The organism is Calidifontibacillus erzurumensis (assembly GCF_013303125.1).
Lineage (GTDB): Bacteria > Bacillota > Bacilli > Bacillales > Bacillaceae_J > Calidifontibacillus > Calidifontibacillus erzurumensis.
This window is the reverse complement of sequence record NZ_JABTTE010000015.1, coordinates 40,446-59,765: the sequence shown is the minus strand read 5'-3', so window position 1 is coordinate 59,765 and position 19,320 is coordinate 40,446. Positions and strand designations below refer to the sequence as shown.

General features: G+C 35.8%; 21 protein-coding genes. 2 read left to right on the top strand and 19 right to left on the bottom strand.

The annotated features are described in order from the left end of the window. The first annotated feature begins 1,264 nt into the window (after positions 1-1,264). On the top strand, positions 1,265-1,942 hold the full coding sequence (locus HR057_RS11475) for a DUF3153 domain-containing protein (RefSeq protein WP_173731579.1): 678 nt from the start codon (positions 1,265-1,267) through the stop codon (positions 1,940-1,942). A gap of 115 nt (positions 1,943-2,057) precedes the next feature. On the opposite strand, the gene rpsR is transcribed toward HR057_RS11475, so the two are convergent. The 6 genes from rpsR to HR057_RS11445 all read right to left on the bottom strand — a co-directional run bounded on the left by rpsR (position 2,058) and on the right by HR057_RS11445 (position 6,045). Beyond that, entirely contained in the window at positions 2,058-2,297 is a 240-nt protein-coding gene (rpsR, locus tag HR057_RS11470) for a 30S ribosomal protein S18 (protein WP_173731578.1), read from the bottom strand. 72 nt (positions 2,298-2,369) lie between these two features. Next, the gene (gene ssb / locus HR057_RS11465) at positions 2,370-2,921 is read right to left on the bottom strand and encodes a single-stranded DNA-binding protein (protein ID WP_173731577.1); all 552 of its coding nucleotides are present in this window, start codon (positions 2,919-2,921) and stop codon (positions 2,370-2,372) included. A gap of 40 nt (positions 2,922-2,961) precedes the next feature. After that, a complete protein-coding gene (rpsF, locus tag HR057_RS11460; RefSeq protein ID WP_173731576.1) occupies positions 2,962-3,249 on the bottom strand; it encodes a 30S ribosomal protein S6 in 288 nt (95 codons plus the stop codon). Between the two features lie 142 nt (positions 3,250-3,391). Beyond that, the gene (ychF, locus tag HR057_RS11455) at positions 3,392-4,492 is read right to left on the bottom strand and encodes a redox-regulated ATPase YchF (protein ID WP_173731575.1); all 1,101 of its coding nucleotides are present in this window, start codon (positions 4,490-4,492) and stop codon (positions 3,392-3,394) included. A gap of 212 nt (positions 4,493-4,704) precedes the next feature. After that, complete coding sequence (locus HR057_RS11450; RefSeq protein WP_173731574.1) at positions 4,705-4,914, bottom strand: DUF951 domain-containing protein; 210 nt, start codon at positions 4,912-4,914, stop codon at positions 4,705-4,707. A 111-nt stretch (positions 4,915-5,025) separates the two neighbouring features. Continuing rightward, positions 5,026-6,045, bottom strand: coding sequence for a YkvI family membrane protein (locus HR057_RS11445; protein ID WP_173731573.1), 1,020 nt, complete (start codon positions 6,043-6,045; stop codon positions 5,026-5,028). A gap of 96 nt (positions 6,046-6,141) precedes the next feature. On the opposite strand from HR057_RS11445, the gene yyaC reads away from it, so the two are divergent. After that, complete coding sequence (gene yyaC, locus HR057_RS11440) at positions 6,142-6,732, top strand: spore protease YyaC (protein ID WP_173731572.1); 591 nt, start codon at positions 6,142-6,144, stop codon at positions 6,730-6,732. A gap of 21 nt (positions 6,733-6,753) precedes the next feature. Here the strand turns inward: yyaC and HR057_RS11435 are convergent, their stop codons facing one another. The 13 genes from HR057_RS11435 to rpmH form a co-directional block, all read right to left on the bottom strand. Next, positions 6,754-7,242, bottom strand: a complete 489-nt coding sequence (locus HR057_RS11435) for a CBO0543 family protein (protein WP_173731571.1) — start codon at positions 7,240-7,242, stop codon at positions 6,754-6,756. 78 nt (positions 7,243-7,320) lie between these two features. Further along, positions 7,321-8,037 carry a DUF554 domain-containing protein gene (locus HR057_RS11430; protein ID WP_173731570.1) on the bottom strand — a complete coding sequence of 239 codons (717 nt, stop codon included), beginning with the start codon at positions 8,035-8,037 and terminating at the stop codon, positions 7,321-7,323. A 14-nt stretch (positions 8,038-8,051) separates the two neighbouring features. Beyond that, positions 8,052-9,209: an aminotransferase class V-fold PLP-dependent enzyme gene (locus tag HR057_RS11425; RefSeq protein ID WP_173731569.1), complete on the bottom strand. Its 1,158-nt coding sequence runs from the start codon at positions 9,207-9,209 to the stop codon at positions 8,052-8,054. A 206-nt stretch (positions 9,210-9,415) separates the two neighbouring features. Further along, positions 9,416-10,294 carry a ParB/RepB/Spo0J family partition protein gene (locus HR057_RS11420; protein ID WP_173731568.1) on the bottom strand — a complete coding sequence of 293 codons (879 nt, stop codon included), beginning with the start codon at positions 10,292-10,294 and terminating at the stop codon, positions 9,416-9,418. Further along, positions 10,287-11,048 carry a ParA family protein gene (locus HR057_RS11415; protein WP_173731567.1) on the bottom strand — a complete coding sequence of 254 codons (762 nt, stop codon included), beginning with the start codon at positions 11,046-11,048 and terminating at the stop codon, positions 10,287-10,289. Before HR057_RS11415 ends, HR057_RS11420 begins: the two co-directional genes overlap by 8 nt. A 166-nt stretch (positions 11,049-11,214) precedes the next feature. Beyond that, positions 11,215-12,078, bottom strand: coding sequence for a nucleoid occlusion protein (noc, locus tag HR057_RS11410; protein WP_173731566.1), 864 nt, complete (start codon positions 12,076-12,078; stop codon positions 11,215-11,217). 137 nt (positions 12,079-12,215) lie between these two features. Beyond that, complete coding sequence (rsmG, locus tag HR057_RS11405) at positions 12,216-12,932, bottom strand: 16S rRNA (guanine(527)-N(7))-methyltransferase RsmG (protein ID WP_173731565.1); 717 nt, start codon at positions 12,930-12,932, stop codon at positions 12,216-12,218. A 99-nt stretch (positions 12,933-13,031) separates the two neighbouring features. After that, a complete protein-coding gene (mnmG, locus tag HR057_RS11400) occupies positions 13,032-14,921 on the bottom strand; it encodes a tRNA uridine-5-carboxymethylaminomethyl(34) synthesis enzyme MnmG (protein ID WP_173731564.1) in 1,890 nt (629 codons plus the stop codon). A 30-nt stretch (positions 14,922-14,951) separates the two neighbouring features. Further along, positions 14,952-16,334, bottom strand: coding sequence for a tRNA uridine-5-carboxymethylaminomethyl(34) synthesis GTPase MnmE (mnmE, locus tag HR057_RS11395; protein ID WP_196237926.1), 1,383 nt, complete (start codon positions 16,332-16,334; stop codon positions 14,952-14,954). 325 nt (positions 16,335-16,659) lie between these two features. Next, entirely contained in the window at positions 16,660-17,283 is a 624-nt protein-coding gene (gene jag, locus HR057_RS11390; protein ID WP_173731563.1) for an RNA-binding cell elongation regulator Jag/EloR, read from the bottom strand. Then, positions 17,280-18,044: a YidC family membrane integrase SpoIIIJ gene (gene spoIIIJ, locus HR057_RS11385; RefSeq protein WP_173731562.1), complete on the bottom strand. Its 765-nt coding sequence runs from the start codon at positions 18,042-18,044 to the stop codon at positions 17,280-17,282. The genes jag and spoIIIJ overlap by 4 nt, the downstream gene beginning before the upstream one ends. A gap of 106 nt (positions 18,045-18,150) precedes the next feature. Continuing rightward, positions 18,151-18,498 (bottom strand): ribonuclease P protein component, encoded by a 348-nt coding sequence (rnpA, locus tag HR057_RS11380; RefSeq protein WP_173731561.1) that lies wholly within the window; start codon positions 18,496-18,498, stop codon positions 18,151-18,153. A 73-nt stretch (positions 18,499-18,571) separates the two neighbouring features. Then, entirely contained in the window at positions 18,572-18,706 is a 135-nt protein-coding gene (gene rpmH, locus HR057_RS11375) for a 50S ribosomal protein L34 (RefSeq protein ID WP_173731560.1), read from the bottom strand. Between the last annotated feature and the right edge of the window lie 614 nt (positions 18,707-19,320).

Here is a 19,320-nt window from a genome sequence, read left to right as displayed (position 1 = left end):
TTCAGATTTTCTACTAAATATACCTTAGACCAACTTAAATCTTTCCAAAACTTTTTCTCATAGAAAGAAAAATGACGTAATAATGATCCATTTGCGTTTGCTCATATTGTCCATCTTTCATAAAGGAATAGGTTATATAAAATGGATATTCATCGCCAGTATACATAAAGCCATCTGTTTCTACCTGTCTATTCTTATTGAATAAAGAAACATTCACTGCTCTTGTTAAATGATTATTTGCTTCTATAGCTGTCTTTGAATCACTTCCAATATGAATTTCATTTATATTTATTTCATTAGAATAATCATGCGATAAGTACCGATAGTCTTTAGGTTTATAAATATAAACAGTATAAAAGTAATCATCGTTCTCGTTTATTAGTGGCTTAGATGAATGATTATGAAGAAAAATTGTTAGCTTTAAGTTTTTGAACTTTATTTTCAGTTGAAGGTATGACTTTCATGTTATGTGGTAAATCTACATCTTCAGGCGAAATTGTCGGGGATAAAAATATAAAAGAAACCAAAAAACATGCAACCAAAACATGAATCATAAGGAAAAGAAATTTTAACAAATGAAACCATGCCCCCATCAAACTAATATCCAAATATTTTAGGAATATATGAGTAAAAATCATGCCTTTCCCTTTGTCATATATGCCTATTTAGCAAAATATACTCTCTAACAACAATCACCTGAGTTTCCAAATATATTCCATTTTTCAATTTATTATAGTTTACTTAAGCTTAAAATTGAAGATTATTCCAATTATAAAATATTTTCAATTTATAGATAAGAAAAAAATGTTGCCAGCTAGTATATATAAACATTTCTAAGTCCATTTTTGAAAAATGTGACCATAATAAAAAATATTCTTATTCATTCAATGTTTCACGTGAAACATATTTTTTGCAAACATTATTGCGGCTACCAAATACAAAAACACTGGTACTCAATAATGATTTGGAACTACTTTGGGAATGAAACAATGCAATTGGTAGACTGGACAAAAACATGAAAAGTATCTTAACCAACTCATTTGATAAATAGAATAGAATCAAGAAATTCTACCTCACCCCACTCAAACATTTTAAACAGTACTCAAACTCCATACATAGCTTTATTTAAAAAATCATACTCTTTTATCAAGTCGATAATTACTATTAGAAAACAAGAGTACTATTACCATATATTTACTAACATATATTTTTCCAGAATATATTAATTAAAATTGGATTATTATTTATATTGGAGGAAATAATTATGAGAAAGTTTACATTTATAGCACTTATTTCTTTGTTCTTATTATTTTTGAGTGGCTGTGTAGAGGGTGTTTACCATTTAAAAGTTAACAAAAATGGCAGTGCTGATGCTGAATTTAAACTTGCAATGAGTCCTTTGATTCTCGATATGTTCAATAATAGTAACCCTATTTCTAAGGTGAAAAAGGAGGCTGAAAGTGAAGGTTATCAAGTTGCTACCTATAGGAGTGGCAATTTAGTAGGTATCCAAGCTAAAAAACATTATAATTCAATAAGAGATTTTAAAGGATTCAGAGAAATGTTTAATCAAGAAGGAGAAATCCCTTTAAAAGTAAAAAAGTCACTATTTACAACAACTTATATACTTGATGCCAACATTGACCTAAGCAACCTTGCTATAAGCGAGGAAAAGGATTTCATAGGGTTAGAAACAGCTATGATCAATAGTATTGACCTTAGATTTTTGTTAACATTACCTGTCAAAATAGAAAATCATAATGCTTCAAATGTAACAGATGAGGGAAAAACTTTGGAATGGATATTAATTCCTGGTGAAGACAATCCAATACACTTGGAGGCAAAAATTATAAATATAACAAACATTGCTGTTATTATTGGTCTTTTAGCATTGGTAGCATTTGTAATAATACTTAAAAAGAAAAAGTTAAAGAATTCATAAATTTAGCACCACTAAATACCAGAATGATCTATCAGAATAATTAACAGGAAAGTTTGATAGAGCTTACGAAAAAAGCACAATAAGGCTTATATCCTTATTGTGCTTTGATTCATTATTAATCGTTTACGTATGGTAACAACGCCATTTGACGTGCGCGTTTAATAGCTGTTGTTAATTTACGTTGATATTTAGAAGATGTTCCAGTTACACGGCGAGGTAAAATTTTTCCACGCTCAGAAATGAAACGTTTTAAAAGATCAACATCTTTATAGTCGATATGTGTAATGCCGTTCGCTGTAAAATAGCACACTTTACGGCGTTTTGCACGACCTTTACGAGCTCCACCTGCTGCCATTAAAATTCCCTCCTTATGCATGAAAATTTATTTTACTTTTATTCAGCGCTCAACGCTTCTTCTTTTCTTTATTTAGAACGGAAGATCATCGTCTGATATGTCAATTGGTAAACCATCATCTTTAAATGGATCATCATCAATATTGAAATCATTTGGACGTTGATTTGGGCTAGGATTGAAGCCTGAGCCAGATGAACGCTGGCCGCCATAACCCGCTCCAGGACCGTAATTTCCACCGCTTGGAGGTGGACCCCCAAATCCGCCAAATCCATAAGGGTCTGGTGAACCGCCGCCTTGACTTGCACCTTTAGGCTCCAAAAATTGCACGCTTTCTGCCACAACTTCCGTTACATACACTCGACGACCATCTTGTCCATCATAACTGCGGGTTTGCAAACGGCCATCCACTCCAGCTAAGCTGCCTTTTTTCAAATAGTTTGCTACATTCTCAGCTTGACGCCGCCACACTACGCAGTTGATAAAATCAGCCTCCCGTTCACCTTGCTGATTGGTAAATGGACGATTAACAGCGAGTGTAAATTGGGCAACAGCTACTCCATTTGGAGTATAACGCAATTCTGGATCCCTCGTTAACCTGCCTACAAGCACAACGCGGTTCAACATCAGAAACACCCCTTAATGAATATTAAAACAAATCCGTTTCTTACTCTTCTTCACGTACTGCGATATGACGAATGATGTCTTCGCTGATTTTCGCCAAGCGGTCAAATTCATCGATCGCTTGTGGTTTAGCAACAACGTTTACAAGCATATAATATCCTTCACGGAAATCTTTAATTTCGTATGCTAAACGACGTTTGCCCATTTCAGTAAATTTCACGATTTCAGCGCCTTGATCTTTTAAGATATCGTTAAAACGATCAACGACAGCTTTTTTCGTTTCATCATCAACATTAGGGCGAACAATGTACATAATTTCGTACTTGCGCATTCTCTTCACCTCCTCTTGGACTAAACGGCTCCTATTTGTAAAGGAGCAAGGAGCAATCGATTTACATAATTACTCACGAAACAAAATTATAACATGATTGGCAAACCGATGCAAGAAGACAAGCTATTAAGAAGTTCGTAATTTATACATTAAACCTGAAGTGCATAATGTCTCCATCTTGAACGACGTAATCTTTTCCTTCAAGGCGGACTTTTCCTGCTTCACGGGCTGCCTGCATCGATCCTGCTGCCAGTAGATCTTCAAACGAAACCGTCTCAGCACGAATAAAGCCGCGTTCAAAATCACTATGAATAATGCCGGCACATTGTGGTGCTTTCATACCTTTTTTAAATGTCCACGCACGCACTTCTTGTTCACCTGCTGTAAAATAAGTAGCTAATCCAAGCAATGAATAAGCAGCTTTTATTAACTGATCCAAACCAGATTCTTTAATGCCGAGCTCTTCAAGGAACATTTTCTTTTCTTCTCCATCGAGTTCAGCAATTTCTGCTTCAATTTTCGCACAGATGACAATTACTTCTGCATTATCGTTTTTTGCATATTCCCGTACTTGTTGAACATATTCATTGCCAGAAGGATCAACGATATCCTCTTCGCCAACATTGGCAACATATAACATCGGTTTAATCGTTAACAAATGCAAATGTTTCACGATCTTCATCTGTTCTTCTGTAAATTCAATCGTTCTCGCCATTTTCCCTTGCTCGAACGCTTCTTTCAGCTTGACAAGCACTTCATATTCAAGAGCGGCATCTTTATCTTTTTGCTTCGCCAATTTTCCAACGCGGTCGATACGCTTGTCCACTGTTTCAAGATCAGCTAAGATCAACTCTAAATTAATCGTTTCAATATCGGCAATCGGATCAACTTTCCCAGCAACATGGGTAATTTCATCATCAGCAAAACAACGGACAACATGACAAATGGCATCTACTTGACGGATATGTGATAAAAATTTATTTCCTAACCCTTCACCTTTGCTCGCACCTTTTACAATACCGGCAATATCGGTAAACTCAAACGCTGTTGGCACCGTTTTTTTCGGCTTTACTAATTCTGTTAATTTATTTAAACGCTCATCTGGCACTTCCACAATCCCGACATTCGGGTCAATCGTACAAAACGGGTAATTGGCTGATTCTGCCCCCGCTTGTGTAATCGCATTAAAAAGCGTTGACTTCCCGACGTTTGGAAGACCAACGATTCCGGCTGTTAAACCCATGTATTTTTCACTCCTTAAGAAATCAATCGTTCTAACTATTCTTAACAATTATAGAAACTGTCGTGAAAATAAGCAAGCTTAAAAAAGCTGCCCCACATAGATGAGACAGCCAAACTTGCTGCATTTAATTAAACAGAAAATTTACTTCCTAACAGACAATCATTTCGTTTAAAAGAAAGAATGAACATTCAATAAAAAGAAATGCCTTCTTTTTAACCATTATTTTCCTCTTCATGTTTAACAAGAATCTTTTTTAACTTTCGGGTAAATTCTTTTCGGGGTAATAATACACTATGGTTGCACCCTTCACATTTAATGCGTATATCCATCCCAAGACGGATAATTTTCCAACGGTTTGTGCCGCAAGGGTGTTGTTTTTTCATTTCCACTATATCGTATAAACCAAAATTTTTATCAACCATTTTGCTCCCCCTTCACGTATTTCCGAACATTTGACCCCTATTTAAATTTTACTATAGACTTATTATTCCGGCAAATATATTGGAATCAATTGGTTAAAAAGATATCTATTCCTATTTATCAAAATTTTTGTTTGTAATCGGATATAGTAAAAGGGATGCAAGCAAATACAGATTTAACAACCCATATAATGGATAAAGAACAGCAATTAAAGTGGAGAAACCAAATGTCGTAAATGGAACCATGATTAACAAAATTAAAAGCGCTATGCTCCATAATGGAATTTCCATCTTTTTTCGAAAACGGCTTGCTAATCCAACAACTCCTGTGGCAGCCGTTGTATAAATTGCACTCCATAATATGATGGACATAATAACTAAAACCATATTGTGATTGTTTTTTAATATAGCAAATAGTGGGATTTCATAAAGTGCAATATCTGAAGAGATTTCCGTTAATATTTCATTATATATAAATGAAATTCCTCCAAGAATAAGCCCACTGCCAATGCTTGCAATCCATATTTCTCCTTTTCTTTTAATCTCCTTGCCAATAGCGGCTAATACTGCGACGAGCGGCATAATATTTAATGCCGTAAACGTAAAGGCTGCCGGCCAATTGTTTTGTTTTGACCAATCAATATAAAACATTTGGCCATCTTTTATAAAATACGTTAGTAATATTGTGATGAGGCCAATCACAAGCGCTGGTGTTATAAAAGCATTGATTGACACCATTCCTTGGAGATCCCATATAAATAGTAATACTAATAATGCGACCGTAATTGCAATGCCAGCCCAAAACGGCAATGAAAACGCTTCTAGTGTAGCCCCGCCTCCCGCTAACATAACGACTGTCACTGAAAATAAATAGAAAACGAGCATGATATCGTAAATTGCGGCAATTCTTTTTCCTAATACAGTTTCAAGGAGGGGCAAAAAATGTACGGTCTTCTTTTCGTAACTGATTTTCATAATAATATAACAACAGATTGAAAATAATACAGTAAATAAAATAATAGCAAGTCCACTTTCATGGCCAAAAAACTGCCAAATCTCTCTCCCTGAAGCATAACCAGCGCCAATCATTGTCCCCATAATGAGAAACATCCATCTCAATCCGGCCTTCCACATCGTACTACCCCTTTCGAACATAAATTTCGAATTTATATGTATAGGAACTTCATAATTTCCGTATACTGTTACTATTATTAATGAGGAGTGAAACCTATGAATCTTAAACCAAAGTTTTTTGAAAAAAAAGAACCCTCCTCTTACCGTATTTATTATGAAGAGCAAAACGCTCCTTTCTATATAGGAAATCAGTTAGTGAAATTTTTGCCAGAACATTTAACACAACCGCTTGTTATTGCATGTATTGGAACCGATCGTTCCACTGGGGATGCGCTTGGACCAATCACTGGAACTTTGCTTCAAGAAAGAAAACCTTCTCACTTTCATGTATACGGTACTCTGGAGAATCCTATTCACGCTGTTAATCTTGAGGAACAATTGGAAATGATTTATCAACAACACGAAAATCCTTTTATTATCGGAATTGATGCTTGCCTTGGAAAGTTAAAAAGCGTGGGTGATGTAACGATCAATTTTGGAGCTTTAAAACCGGGAGCTGGAGTAAATAAGCAGCTGCCGCCTGTAGGGGATATTCATTTAACAGGTATTGTAAATGTTAGCGGATTTATGGAGTTTTTTGTTTTACAAAATACAAGACTGCACCTTGTCATGAAAATGGCGCAAACGATTGCCAATGGAATTATGGAAGCAGATCAGTTACTTGATGCAAAAAATACGCAAAGATAATTAATGGATCTTTGCGTATTTTTATTTTTTATCGTGTTGAGAAGCAAAATCTTCTTTAAAAAACCATTTATAAAACATTCTTGAGGAGAAATATGTTACAAACAATGTAATGTAACTATAATACCACTTCCACTTTACATACTTGATTAAAGTCGTGTACTTTTCAAGAATAACTTCAATAATGGTAACAATTGCAGTATGAATATTAATGTATAAAAACTTTATTAGTTTGCTCTTGTTTTCCGGATAATAAATATTAAACAGAGCACAAAGGGAAGGATAAAAGAAATACTCAAACGAAAAACTGCCTTTATATGCTTTAGGAAATTCTCTAACAGGATATTTGATAAGACCACTTTCAGCAACAACTAGACCAAACAACCAGGTAATACTTTGCTTATAAAAAAATGTGACAATAGCGTTTCTAATTTTATGAATTGGGACTAATTTGGCGACAAGTAAAGCGCAAAAAAGCCAAATAAACACTAATAAACCTTTGTCTCTAGACATAAAAATCACTCCCCTTTCTACATTAAAATGTCCAAAAAGGGAGATTTAATACTTAGCAGTATGGATGGAAATAAAATTTTACAAAAATAACTGTTGATAAAAGTATTGACCGGTAACAATAACAGCAACAACTAAAATGGCCGGGAGCATATTGGCAACACGAACCCGGGTAATTTCAAGCATGTTCAAGCCAATGGCCAAAATCATAATACCGCCTGCTGCTGTCATTTCCGTAATAAATCCATCCATGATTGGCGCGGGAACCCACTTTTCAATTTGTGTTGCAAATAAAGCGATGAATCCTTGGTAAATCATGACTGGGAAAGCGGAAAATAAAACGCCAATCCCAAATGTTGTCGTAAGGACAATACTAGTAAAACCATCTAACAATGATTTTGTATATAAAACTTGATGATCCCCTCTTAATCCACTGTCAAGCGCACCAATAATAGCCATGGCTCCAATGACAAAAATTAATGTTGCAGACACAAAACCTTTTGCAATACCGCCTTCTTCTTTTGTCCCAATCCGTTTTTCAATCCATAAACCAAGGGCATTTAGTTTCCCATCTAAATCGAATAGTTCTCCAATGATACTGCCAAATAAAAGGCTTAAAATAACGATTAAAAATTGCTCGCTTTTTAGCCCCATTTGAATACCTAAAATTGCTACTGCTAGGCCAATCGATTGCAATACTAATGTTTTTATTTTTTCTGGTATGCGGTGCAAAATTTTTCCGAGAAATGTTCCAACGATAATAGCTACACCATTAACTATTGTCCCCAATAAAACCATGTTTTTCTCTCTCCCTAAACGAAATATGCTGTACGAATCTCCTCTATAGCGCAAACAAATTGTTCGACTTCAGCAATTGTGTTATATATGCCAAAGCTTGCACGGATCGCTCCCCCCGTATGAATCGACCCAATTGATTGATGAGCAAGCGGTGAACAATGAAGCCCTGCTCGAACCGCTATGTTGTAATGTTGGTCTAAAATTAATGCAACCTCTTGGCTATCAATGCCATCTATATTAAAAGAAACTACACCTAGTCTTTTCACGCCTTCATCAGGTCCATAGACGGTTACACCTTCAATTTTTTTCAAACGAGACACACATTCTTCTGCGAGCATTTGTTCATGATGAAAAATTTGCTCAAGTCCAACTTTTTTAATATGAAGTAAGCCTGCCAAAAGACCGGCAATCCCCGGTGTATTTAAAGTTCCGCTCTCAAGTCTTTCAGGATATTCTTCAGGCTGTTCTAACCGTTCGGAAAAATGGCCTGTCCCACCTGTGAAAAGAGGCTTTAAATCGATTTTATTATTAATTAAAAGCGCACCTGTTCCTTGAGGCCCCATTAATCCTTTATGCCCAGGAAAAGCTAATAAGTCAATATTCATATCAGTCATATGAATCGGTAAAATGCCTGCTGTTTGTGATGCATCAACCATAAAAGTGAGCTGATGTTTCTTGCAAATTTCCCCTAGCTTTTCAATCGGAATAATTGCACCCGTCAAGTTGGAACCATGAGTGGCAACGAGCAGTTTCGTCCTCGCGTTTATCGCTTTTTCAACATCTTCTAAATTGATTCTTCCGTTTTGGTCTGGTTGTATGTAAGTAATTTCAACGCCAACTTCACGTTTTAAACGTTCAAGCGGCCGACGCACTGAATTATGTTCGTAAGAAGTTGTAATAATATGATCACCTTGTTCAAAAGATAAACCAAAAATTCCTTGGTTTAATGCAGCTGTTGCATTTTGCGTAAAAATAACTCTGTTAGGGTCCGCAAGGCCAAAAAATTGAGCCAGCTCCCTTCGTGTTTCAAAAATTTTTTTAGCAGCAGCATTGGCTAATTTATGCCCACCTCTACCTGGATTTGCACCATAAACTGTTAACGCTTCAATGACAGCATCGGTCACTTCTTGTGGTTTTGGAAAAGAAGTCGCAGCATGATCAAAATAAATCATTATTGTCCCCCCTATGCTGCAATACTCGTTCTAACGTTTTTTTATAATAAAAACAAATCATCTTCAATTATTAAGAAACGTACAATTATTCTAAAAATTAAAAGCCCATCTTGCAATGATGTTTGGCCAGCATAAGCTCGGATAAACTGGCTTTGCTTAAGCTAAATAACAAAAAATAAAAACCACCGAAACGATGGCTTCATCGATTAATCTTTTTCTAGTATCTCTAAAATACGGTTTAAATCTTCTTCTGAATAAAATTCAATTTCAATTTTCCCTTTATTTTTCGTTCTCTTGATCGCAACTGCCGTTCCAAATCGGTCACGAAGGCGGGATTCTTGTTGTTTAATAAAAATATCTTTTTGTTTGTCTTTCTTTTTTGTTTCACGTGGAACATTTTCATTTAACCGTTGAACGATTTGTTCTACTTGACGAACATTTAAATTTTCTTTTCTTATTTTTTCTACGAGCGGCATCATATGATCTTTATTTTTTAAAGCTAATAATGTCCTCCCGTGACCCATTGTTAGTTCCCCGTTAGAAATTAATGTTTTGATCGGTGCTGGTAATGCTAATAAACGGATATGATTAGCGATATATGGCCGGCTTTTGCCAAGGCGTTTTGCAAGTTCTTCTTGGGTCATATTGAGTTGTTCTAACAATGTTTGATAAGCTTGGGCTTCCTCAATCGGATTTAAATCTTCCCGTTGTAAGTTTTCAATCAATGCAAGCTCCATCATTTGCTGTTCCGTATAATCTTTTACAATAACAGGAATTGTATCAAGTCCTGCTTCTTTAGCAGCCCGAAATCGCCTTTCACCAACAACTATATCATAGCCTTTAATGCTTTTTCTTACGACAATTGGCTGTATGATCCCATGAGTTTTAATCGATTCCTTTAATTCTTTTATTGCATCTGGGTCAAATGTTTTTCGTGGTTGATAAGGATTTGGCCTAACTTCTTTAATTTTGACTTGTTGAACTTTATCTGTTGGATCTAGAATATCTCCAACTTGTTCAGGGAGCAAGGCGCCAATTCCTTTTCCTAATCCTTTCCCTAACCCTTTTCCTAATCCTTTAGCCATTTGCGATCACTTCCTTCGCGAAGTCTAAATATACTTCTGCCCCTCTTGATTTAGGGTCATAAATAATAATCGGTTTTCCATGGCTTGGCGCTTCACTTAAACGAATATTTCGCGGAATGATAGATTGATAGACACGATCTTGAAAATATTTTTTTACTTCATCAATAACTTGAATGCCAAGATTGGTTCTTGCATCAAACATCGTTAACAGAACACCGTCAATTTTTAAAGATTGGTTTAAATGTTTTTGAACGAGTCTAACTGTATTCAATAATTGACTTAGACCTTCGAGAGCGTAATATTCACATTGGACTGGAATAATAACGGAGTCTGCGGCTGTTAATGCATTTATTGTTAATAAACCTAATGAAGGTGGGCAATCAATAATGATGTAGTCATATTCATCTGCAAGTGATTCAAGTGCTCTTTTTAATCTTACTTCCCGCGAAATCGTCGGCACTAATTCGATTTCCGCACCTGCCAGTTGAATCGTTGATGGCATTATGTATAAATTTTCTACATTTGTAGGAAGGACTATTGATTTCGCTTCTTCATCTTCTACTAAAACATTATATATACATTGTTCTACATCTGCTTTTTCGACGCCAACCCCGCTAGTAGCATTTCCTTGTGGGTCTATATCAACAAGCAACACTTTTTTTCCTAAATATGCTAGACAAGCGCTTAAGTTTACGGAAGTTGTCGTTTTTCCAACTCCCCCTTTTTGATTAGCTATCGCAATCGTTTTTCCCATTTTTTTGTCACCTTCTTTCCTTTCTTAAGCGGACAATACAACCAATGACCGTTTAAGAAAGTTTGATGCACATAATTTTTTACACTTTTCTATTTTATCATGAATTCTTCTTTTTTTTGTTTGAAAAGTAAAAAAACCCATCTACTTTTTTTAGATGGGTACATGTTTATTTTTTCGGTATTTTTATCGTAAATTGAATATAATCTTCAAACTCTTCTTCATGGCTATCTATTTTCATGCCTGTACTGGCTACCATATTTAATGATTGCCGAATCGTATTCATAGCGATTCTTGCATCTTTGCTAAATGCTCTACGTTTTGGCTTTGGTTTTTTCGTTTTATTTTCGAGCAATTTGACAACGCGGTCTTCTGTTTGTTTTACATTGAGCTGTCTTTCAATAATCTCTGTGAGTAGTTTTTCTTGCAATTCCGGATCTTTCAGTGGAATAAGCGCTCTTGCGTGTCTTTCTGTTATTTTCTTTTGCAACAAAGCATCTTGAATTGACTCTGGCAGCTTAAGTAAGCGAAGTTTATTAGCAATCGTAGACTGCCCTTTCCCTAACCGTTGTGCCAGCGCTTCTTGTGTCAAATTATGTAATTCTAGCAATCTAGCATAGGCATATGCTTCTTCAAGTGGAGACAACTCTTCGCGTTGCAGGTTTTCAATTAAGGCGACGGAAGCTGTTTCCGTATCGTTAAAATCTTTAATAATGGCCGGAATTGTATCCCAGCCAAGCTTCTTAACCGCACGCCAACGTCTTTCTCCGGCGATAATTTCAAACTTTCCATTCTCAAATTCCCTTACAACAATCGGTTGAATAATCCCATGCGTGCGAATCGTCTGCATTAATTCATCAATTTTTTCATCAACAAAAATTGTCCGTGGTTGAAAACGATTTGGGACAATATCTTGTATAGGAATACGTTTCACTTCTTCGTGATCAGTTATTAATTGTTCTTTTTCATCCAATTCATTTGTCCCCAAATTTTTTTCCCCTAAACCAAAAAAACGTGAAAAAGGGTGTTTCATTTTTCATTACACCGCCTTTTGAAAACTACAAAACAATACAAATGCCATATATTTTATTCTCTATATAAACAACAAATCCTGCAACAAAAAATTGCCAAAAAGTTTATAAAAATGAATGTTTCACGTGGAACATTTTTCTATTCGATCGGGTTCCGATTTGGAGTGCCCGGCTTTCTCGGGTATTTATTTGGTGTTTTCCGCTCTTTCTTAATAATAGCAATATTTCGCTCACTATTTTCTATTGGCAGCTGAAAATGATGAATGTCCAATACAGTACCTCCTAAAATGTCCACCGCTTTTTTTCCGGCTTCCATTTCTTCGGCGAAATTTGCTCCTTTCATTGCGATGAAATAACCACCAACTTTAACTAATGGCAAACATAATTCACTTAATACAGACATCCGGGCGACCGCCCTAGCCATTACGACATCAAATGACTCTCTCATTTTCGGATCTTTCGCAAATGTTTCAGCTCGATCATGATAAAAAGATACGTTTTCCAATTGCAATTTATTAGCCAATTCATTTAAAAACGAAATTCTTTTTTGTAATGAGTCTACGATTGATACAGAAAGATGCGGAAAACAAATTTTCAAAGGGATGCTAGGAAAGCCTGCGCCAGCCCCAACATCACAGAGCCGATAATCTTTCGAAAAATCAAAGTAAAATGCAGCTGTAATTGAATCATAAAAATGTTTTAAATAAACGCCGGGCTCATCTGTAATAGCCGTTAAATTCATTTTCTCGTTCCATTCAACGAGCATGCGATAATAAAGATCGAATTGTTCCAATTGCTTTGAAGTTAATAAAATTCCTTTCTCAGCAAGACTATTTTGAAATAATCCAATATCCATTTCCGATCCCCTTGTATTGAAGTAAATACTGTAGGTTTTTAGGACTGTCCAAAAAACTTTCTAGACAGCCCACTCCCCTAACCTATCAAAAAGAACAAACTAACTCTTGATTCTAGCAATTTTTCCTTGTTCCAAATAAACTAATAAAATTGAAATATCAGCTGGATTTACTCCAGAAATTCTTGATGCTTGTCCAACGGATAGCGGGCGAATTTCCGATAATTTTTGCCGTGCTTCTGTTGCAATACCGGAAATGGCATTGTAGTCGATATCGGCTGGAATTTTTTTATCCTCCATTTTCTTCATCCGCTCGACTTGCTGCAATGATTTTTCAATGTATCCGGAATATTTTATTTGAATTTCAACTTGCTCGGCAACATCTGCACTGACAGGTAATTCCGGAGGTACAATTTTCATTAAATGTTCATAATTAATTTCCGGCCGCTTTAATAAATCAGCTGCTTTTACTGCATCTTTAAGCGGCGTACCGCCGACTTGTTTCAGTAATTCTTGAACTTCCTCCGTCGGCTTGATCGTGATATTTTCTAGTCGATTTTTTTCCATTTCAATTTGTGCTTTTTTATCTAAAAAGCGTTGATAACGTTCTTCAGAAATTAAACCAACTTTATAACCAATTTCCGTTAGACGCAAATCAGCATTATCGTGGCGAAGCAATAATCGATATTCAGCACGTGAAGTTAATAGACGGTAAGGCTCATTCGTTCCTTTTGTAACTAAATCATCAATGAGAACGCCAATATAAGCTTGAGAACGATCAAGAATGACCTGCTCTTTATTAAATATTTTACATGCTGCATTAATACCAGCCATTAATCCTTGAGCTGCTGCTTCTTCATAACCGGAAGTTCCGTTAATTTGGCCAGCGGTATATAAATTTTCAATTAACTTTGTTTCTAATGTTGGCCATAATTGTGTCGGTACAACTGCATCATATTCAATCGCATAACCAGCTCTCATCATCTCAGCATTTTCTAAGCCAATAATTGTTTTAAGCATCTTCGTTTGCACTTCTTCAGGCAAGCTAGTTGAAAAACCTTGAACATATACTTCTTCTGTATTTCTACCTTCTGGCTCTAGGAAAATTTGGTGGCGTGGTTTATCACTAAAACGAACGATTTTATCTTCAATTGACGGACAATAGCGCGGCCCTCTTCCTTCGATCACCCCAGAAAACATTGGAGAACGATGCAAATTATCATTAATAATTTGATGAGTTTCTTGAGTCGTATACGTTAACCAGCAAGGAATTTGGTCGGTAATATATTCAGTCGTTTCATACGAAAATGCCTGCAGTTTTTCGTCCCCAGGCTGAATTTCTGTTTTGCTATAGTCAATCGAATCACTTTTAATTCGAGGTGGTGTACCTGTTTTAAAACGAACGAGCTCAAATCCGAGTTCTTTCAAATGCTTTGATAAATTTAATGAAGGACGTTGATTGTTCGGCCCGCTTTCATAAGCTAGATCACCAATAATAATCCTTCCTCTTAAAAATGTCCCCGTCGTAAGAATAACTGCTTTTGCATAATACATCGCACCAGTTTCAGTAACGACACCTTTACATACGTTATCCTCAACAATGAGTCGATCAACCATCGACTGTCTTAATGTTATATTTTTTTCTTTTTCAAGTGTATGCTTCATTTCCCGTTGATATTGTTGTTTGTCCGCCTGTGCACGTAAAGCACGAACAGCAGGGCCTTTCCCGGTATTTAACATTCGCATTTGAATATGTGTTTTATCAATATTGCGCCCCATTTCACCACCAAGGGCATCTATTTCACGAACAACAATCCCTTTTGCAGGTCCCCCGATGGAAGGATTACAAGGCATAAACGCAACCATATCTAAATTTAATGTTAAGATGAGGGTCTTCGCACCCATCCTAGCTGCAGCAAGACCGGCTTCACATCCAGCATGCCCAGCACCAACAACAATGACATCATATGTACCAGCATGATACTCTACCATTCAAATAAACCTCCTACAAAGCAGCGTAAGCTATTTCCCTAAACAAAACTGTGAAAACAACTGGTTAATTAAACTTTCATGAACCGTATCTCCAATAATTTCACCTAAGATTTCCCAAACACGTGTTAAATCGATTTGAATTAAATCGATTGGTACGTCTGAATGTACCGCTTGAATGACATCATCAATTGCTTTTTTCGCTTGATTTAACAGTGCAATGTGGCGTGTATTAGATACGTACGTAATATCTCCGCCTTCTAGTTTCCCTTTAAAAAATAATGATGAAATGGCTTCTTCCAACTCATCGATTCCTTTTTCTTCTTTTAATGAAGTGGAAATAATCGGATAATCTTTTGCCAATTGTTTCACTTCATCAAGATTCAATCGATTTTCTAAATCGATTTTATTTACGATTACAATTACATCCATGCCAGAAACGGCTTCAAACAGCTTCCTGTCCTCATCTGTTAAAGGTTCAGCATTATTCAACACTAATAAAATTAAATCCGCTTCTTTTAATACTTTTCTAGAACGCTCTACGCCGATTCTTTCAACAATATCTTCCGTTTCCCGAATGCCCGCTGTATCGACAAGGCGAAGCGGAACTCCGCGAACATTTACATATTCTTCTATCACATCGCGAGTCGTCCCCGGAATATCAGTAACAATCGCTTTATTTTCATGAACTAGACTATTTAATAGCGATGACTTTCCTACATTCGGACGGCCAATAATCGCAGTTGATAACCCATCGCGCAAAATTTTTCCTTGTTTGGATGTTGCAAGAAGCTTTTCAATTTCCGTTTTAATTTCCGATGCTTTTTCCAATAATAATTGATGTGTCATTTCTTCAACATCATCATACTCTGGATAATCGATGTTTACTTCTACATGCGCCAATGTTTCGAGGATCGTCTGCCTTAAGTTGCGGATTAATTTGGACAATCTTCCTTCCATTTGTCCCATCGCAACTTTCATGGCTCGGTCCGTTTTCGCTCGAATTAAATCCATCACTGCTTCCGCTTGCGATAAATCGATTCTCCCATTTAAAAAAGCTCGTTTCGTAAACTCCCCTGGTTCTGCCAGACGGACCCCTTCATTTAAAACAAGCTCTAATACTCGATTGACAGATACTAAACCCCCGTGGCAGTTGATTTCCACTACATCCTCTCTCGTGAACGTCTTCGGCGCCTTCAAGACGGAAACCATTACCTCTTCTACTTTCTCATTCGTTTCCGGATCAATAATAAATCCATAATGAATCGTATGGCTTTCTACTTCCTCTAAATTTTTTCCCTTAAAAATCCGGTTCGCCGTTTTTATTGCATCAGAACCGCTGATTCGAACGATCGCAATCGCCCCTTCCCCCATTGGCGTTGAGATCGCTGCAATTGTATCCATTTCAAATGACATTTTCTTTCACCTCACTTATTCACACCTTTTGAATATCCGCATCATCTATTTTTATCCACAGTGGATAACTTTTTTTATTTTAAGCAATACATCTAGTTTAACTTATCCACAATCAAGAGCGCAACTGCAAAACTTTTATTTCAGTGATCAGCCCGACAGAAGTTAATTTAAAATAAATGGTGCAAATCATAAAAGTTTATTTTTGTTTAGAAATCAAAATAAAAAATATAATACCAAAACAACCTAAAAAACAAAAAACATGGCAAAAGCTAGATACAAATTCTAGCCTTGCCATGTTTCATTTTCATTTTATCAATTTTCAAATTTACTCCGGAATGATAATGATATGGCGATTTGGTTCAACACCATCAGAAACAGTTGAAACACCTTCAACTTCGCTTAGAACAGAATGAATAATTTTTCTTTCAAAGGATGGCATTGGTTCAAGCACAACTTTTGTCTTCGTCTTTTTAGCTTTTGCAGCTAGTCTTGTTGCTAAATTTTCCAGCGTCTCACGGCGGCGCATCCGGTAATTTTCCGCATCAACAATAACCGTTATATAATCATTTGAATATTTATTAGCAACAATTTGAACTAAATATTGTAATGCGTTTAATGTCTGTCCGCGCTTACCAATTAACTTTGCGATATCAGCACCGGAAATATTTAACGTTAATTCTTTCCCATTTTCAACTGCTTCAACGTCCGCAGTCACACCCATTTGAGCAATAACATTTTCAAGGTACGTTTTCGCTTCTTCCATCGGGTTAATATTAACTTTAAGTTTCACAATTGCAGGCCTTGAACCAAATACACCAAAAATGCCTTTTTTTCCTTCATCTATAATTGAAACTTCAACTTTTTCCTTCGCAACGTTCAATTCCTTCAAAGCATTTTCAATCGCTTCATCAACTGTTTGTCCAGTACCGGTAGCCGTCAGTTGTTTCACTTTTTTGCTCCCCCTGTTTGATCCGCTTCAGTTTTATTTGGACCTTTAATAAAATATGTCTGAATAATCATGAAAATATTACCTACAACCCAGTATAACGATAATGCTGCAGGGAATGAAATTGCAAAAATAACGATCATAACCGGCATGACATATAGCATCATTTTCATTTGCGGATTGCTTTCCATGCCTTTCATCATTATTTTTTGCTGTAAAAATGTTGTAATACCAGCAATCAAAGGCAAAATATAATATGGGTCGCTATTACCGAGATCGAACCATAAAAAATTATGATTGGCAATTTCTTCTGTTCTCATAATCGCATGGTAAAAACCGATTAAAATAGGCATTTGAATGAGAAGCGGCAAACAACCTGCCAACGGATTTACACCATGCTTTTGAAATAAAGCCATCGTTTCTTGTTGAAGCTTTTGCTGTGTTTTCGGATCTTTCGAAGCATATTTTTGTTGAAGCGCTTTTAATTCTGGTTGAATGGCCTGCATCGCTTTTGAATTTTGCGTTTGTTTAATCATTAAAGGTAAAATTGCCAAGCGAATAATAATTGTAACAATTATAATAGACAGGCCGTAATTTTCCCCAAACATATTCGCCACATAAACAATTAACCATGATAAGGGATATACAAAATATTTATTCCAAATCCCTTCACTCTCAGGAGTGATTGGTTCATTTATTTGGTTACAGCCTGATAGAACTGCAAGTAAAGCCAAGGCCGCTAATAGCGCAAATTTTTTCTTCAAACTCTCTTCCTCCTTCTGGCGCTTTTATGTATTATGTACAGAGTCATTTTACCATGATTTGTTTAACATTTCCTCTGTAAATCGTGTGAACTCATTGATGTTTCTCTTAAATCTTTTGTGTAAAAGCTTTACCTATTTTTAATACATGGATCAAACTTTTTTTCGTTTCATGATAGTCTAAGCCAGCAGCTGGTTTGCGTGCAATAATGATATAATCCATATTCTGTTTTAATACATTTTTCAAATCAATAAACGTTTGTCTTATATATCTTTTGATTTGATTTCTAACAACTGCCTTGCCAATTTTTCTGCTTACTGACAAACCGATCCTCATTTCCTGCTGATCTTCTTTTTCAAGCATATATATGACAAATTGTCGATTGGCTACCGATGTCCCTTTATTAAAAACAGCTTGAAATTCTTCATTCTTTTTAATTCTATTCCGTTTATTCACATACATTCACTCCGGAGAATTGCTTTTCAAACTTTGTCTTTCTATTAAAAAAACCACTGATGTATTCAGTGGCCTAAGCTGATAATACTTTTCTTCCTTTTCGACGGCGACGAGCTAAAACATTACGTCCATTTTTCGTGCTCATGCGCGCGCGAAAACCATGTACCTTTTTATATTTACGTTTATTTGGTTGATAAGTACGTTTCATATATTTGCACCTCCCTGAGGAAAAACTCTTAAAGACAGTCTTTTTAAGTATAAGGCAAAAAAATAAAAATTGTCAATGTCCAGCAAATTTTTCATCTTCATTTTACTTCTGCGATCAAAAAATTTCCCATAAATTTATTTTCAAACAATCATTCATTAATCATTCATAGCCTTACACATGTGGATATTTTTTTTCGACATTTTTTTGCATTATTCACTAGTTATCTACAACCTTTTCACAAAATATAGTGCTGTTGATAACTTGAATCCACAAGGTATGGTGGTTGTGGATAAATCGATAAACCCCGTTGCATTATAAGGTTTTTTTTGATATTATATTTGTGTTTTCCTGTTGTGTATAAAATAATTTATCCACAACTGTGGATAAGGTGTGAATATAAATATTAACAGCTGTGGGAAATATTTTTCACATCTTTGTGCAAAACGTCGATTTATTGTTTTTCTACTATATAATATATTTATCCATATATGTTGTGGAATTAATATTTATACAATGCTATACATTGATCTTATAATTATGCATTAATATTCATTTCATGATAGCCGAGGGTGTACAAAAGCGAATTTGTAAGTTTTTTATGCCCTCCTTCATTT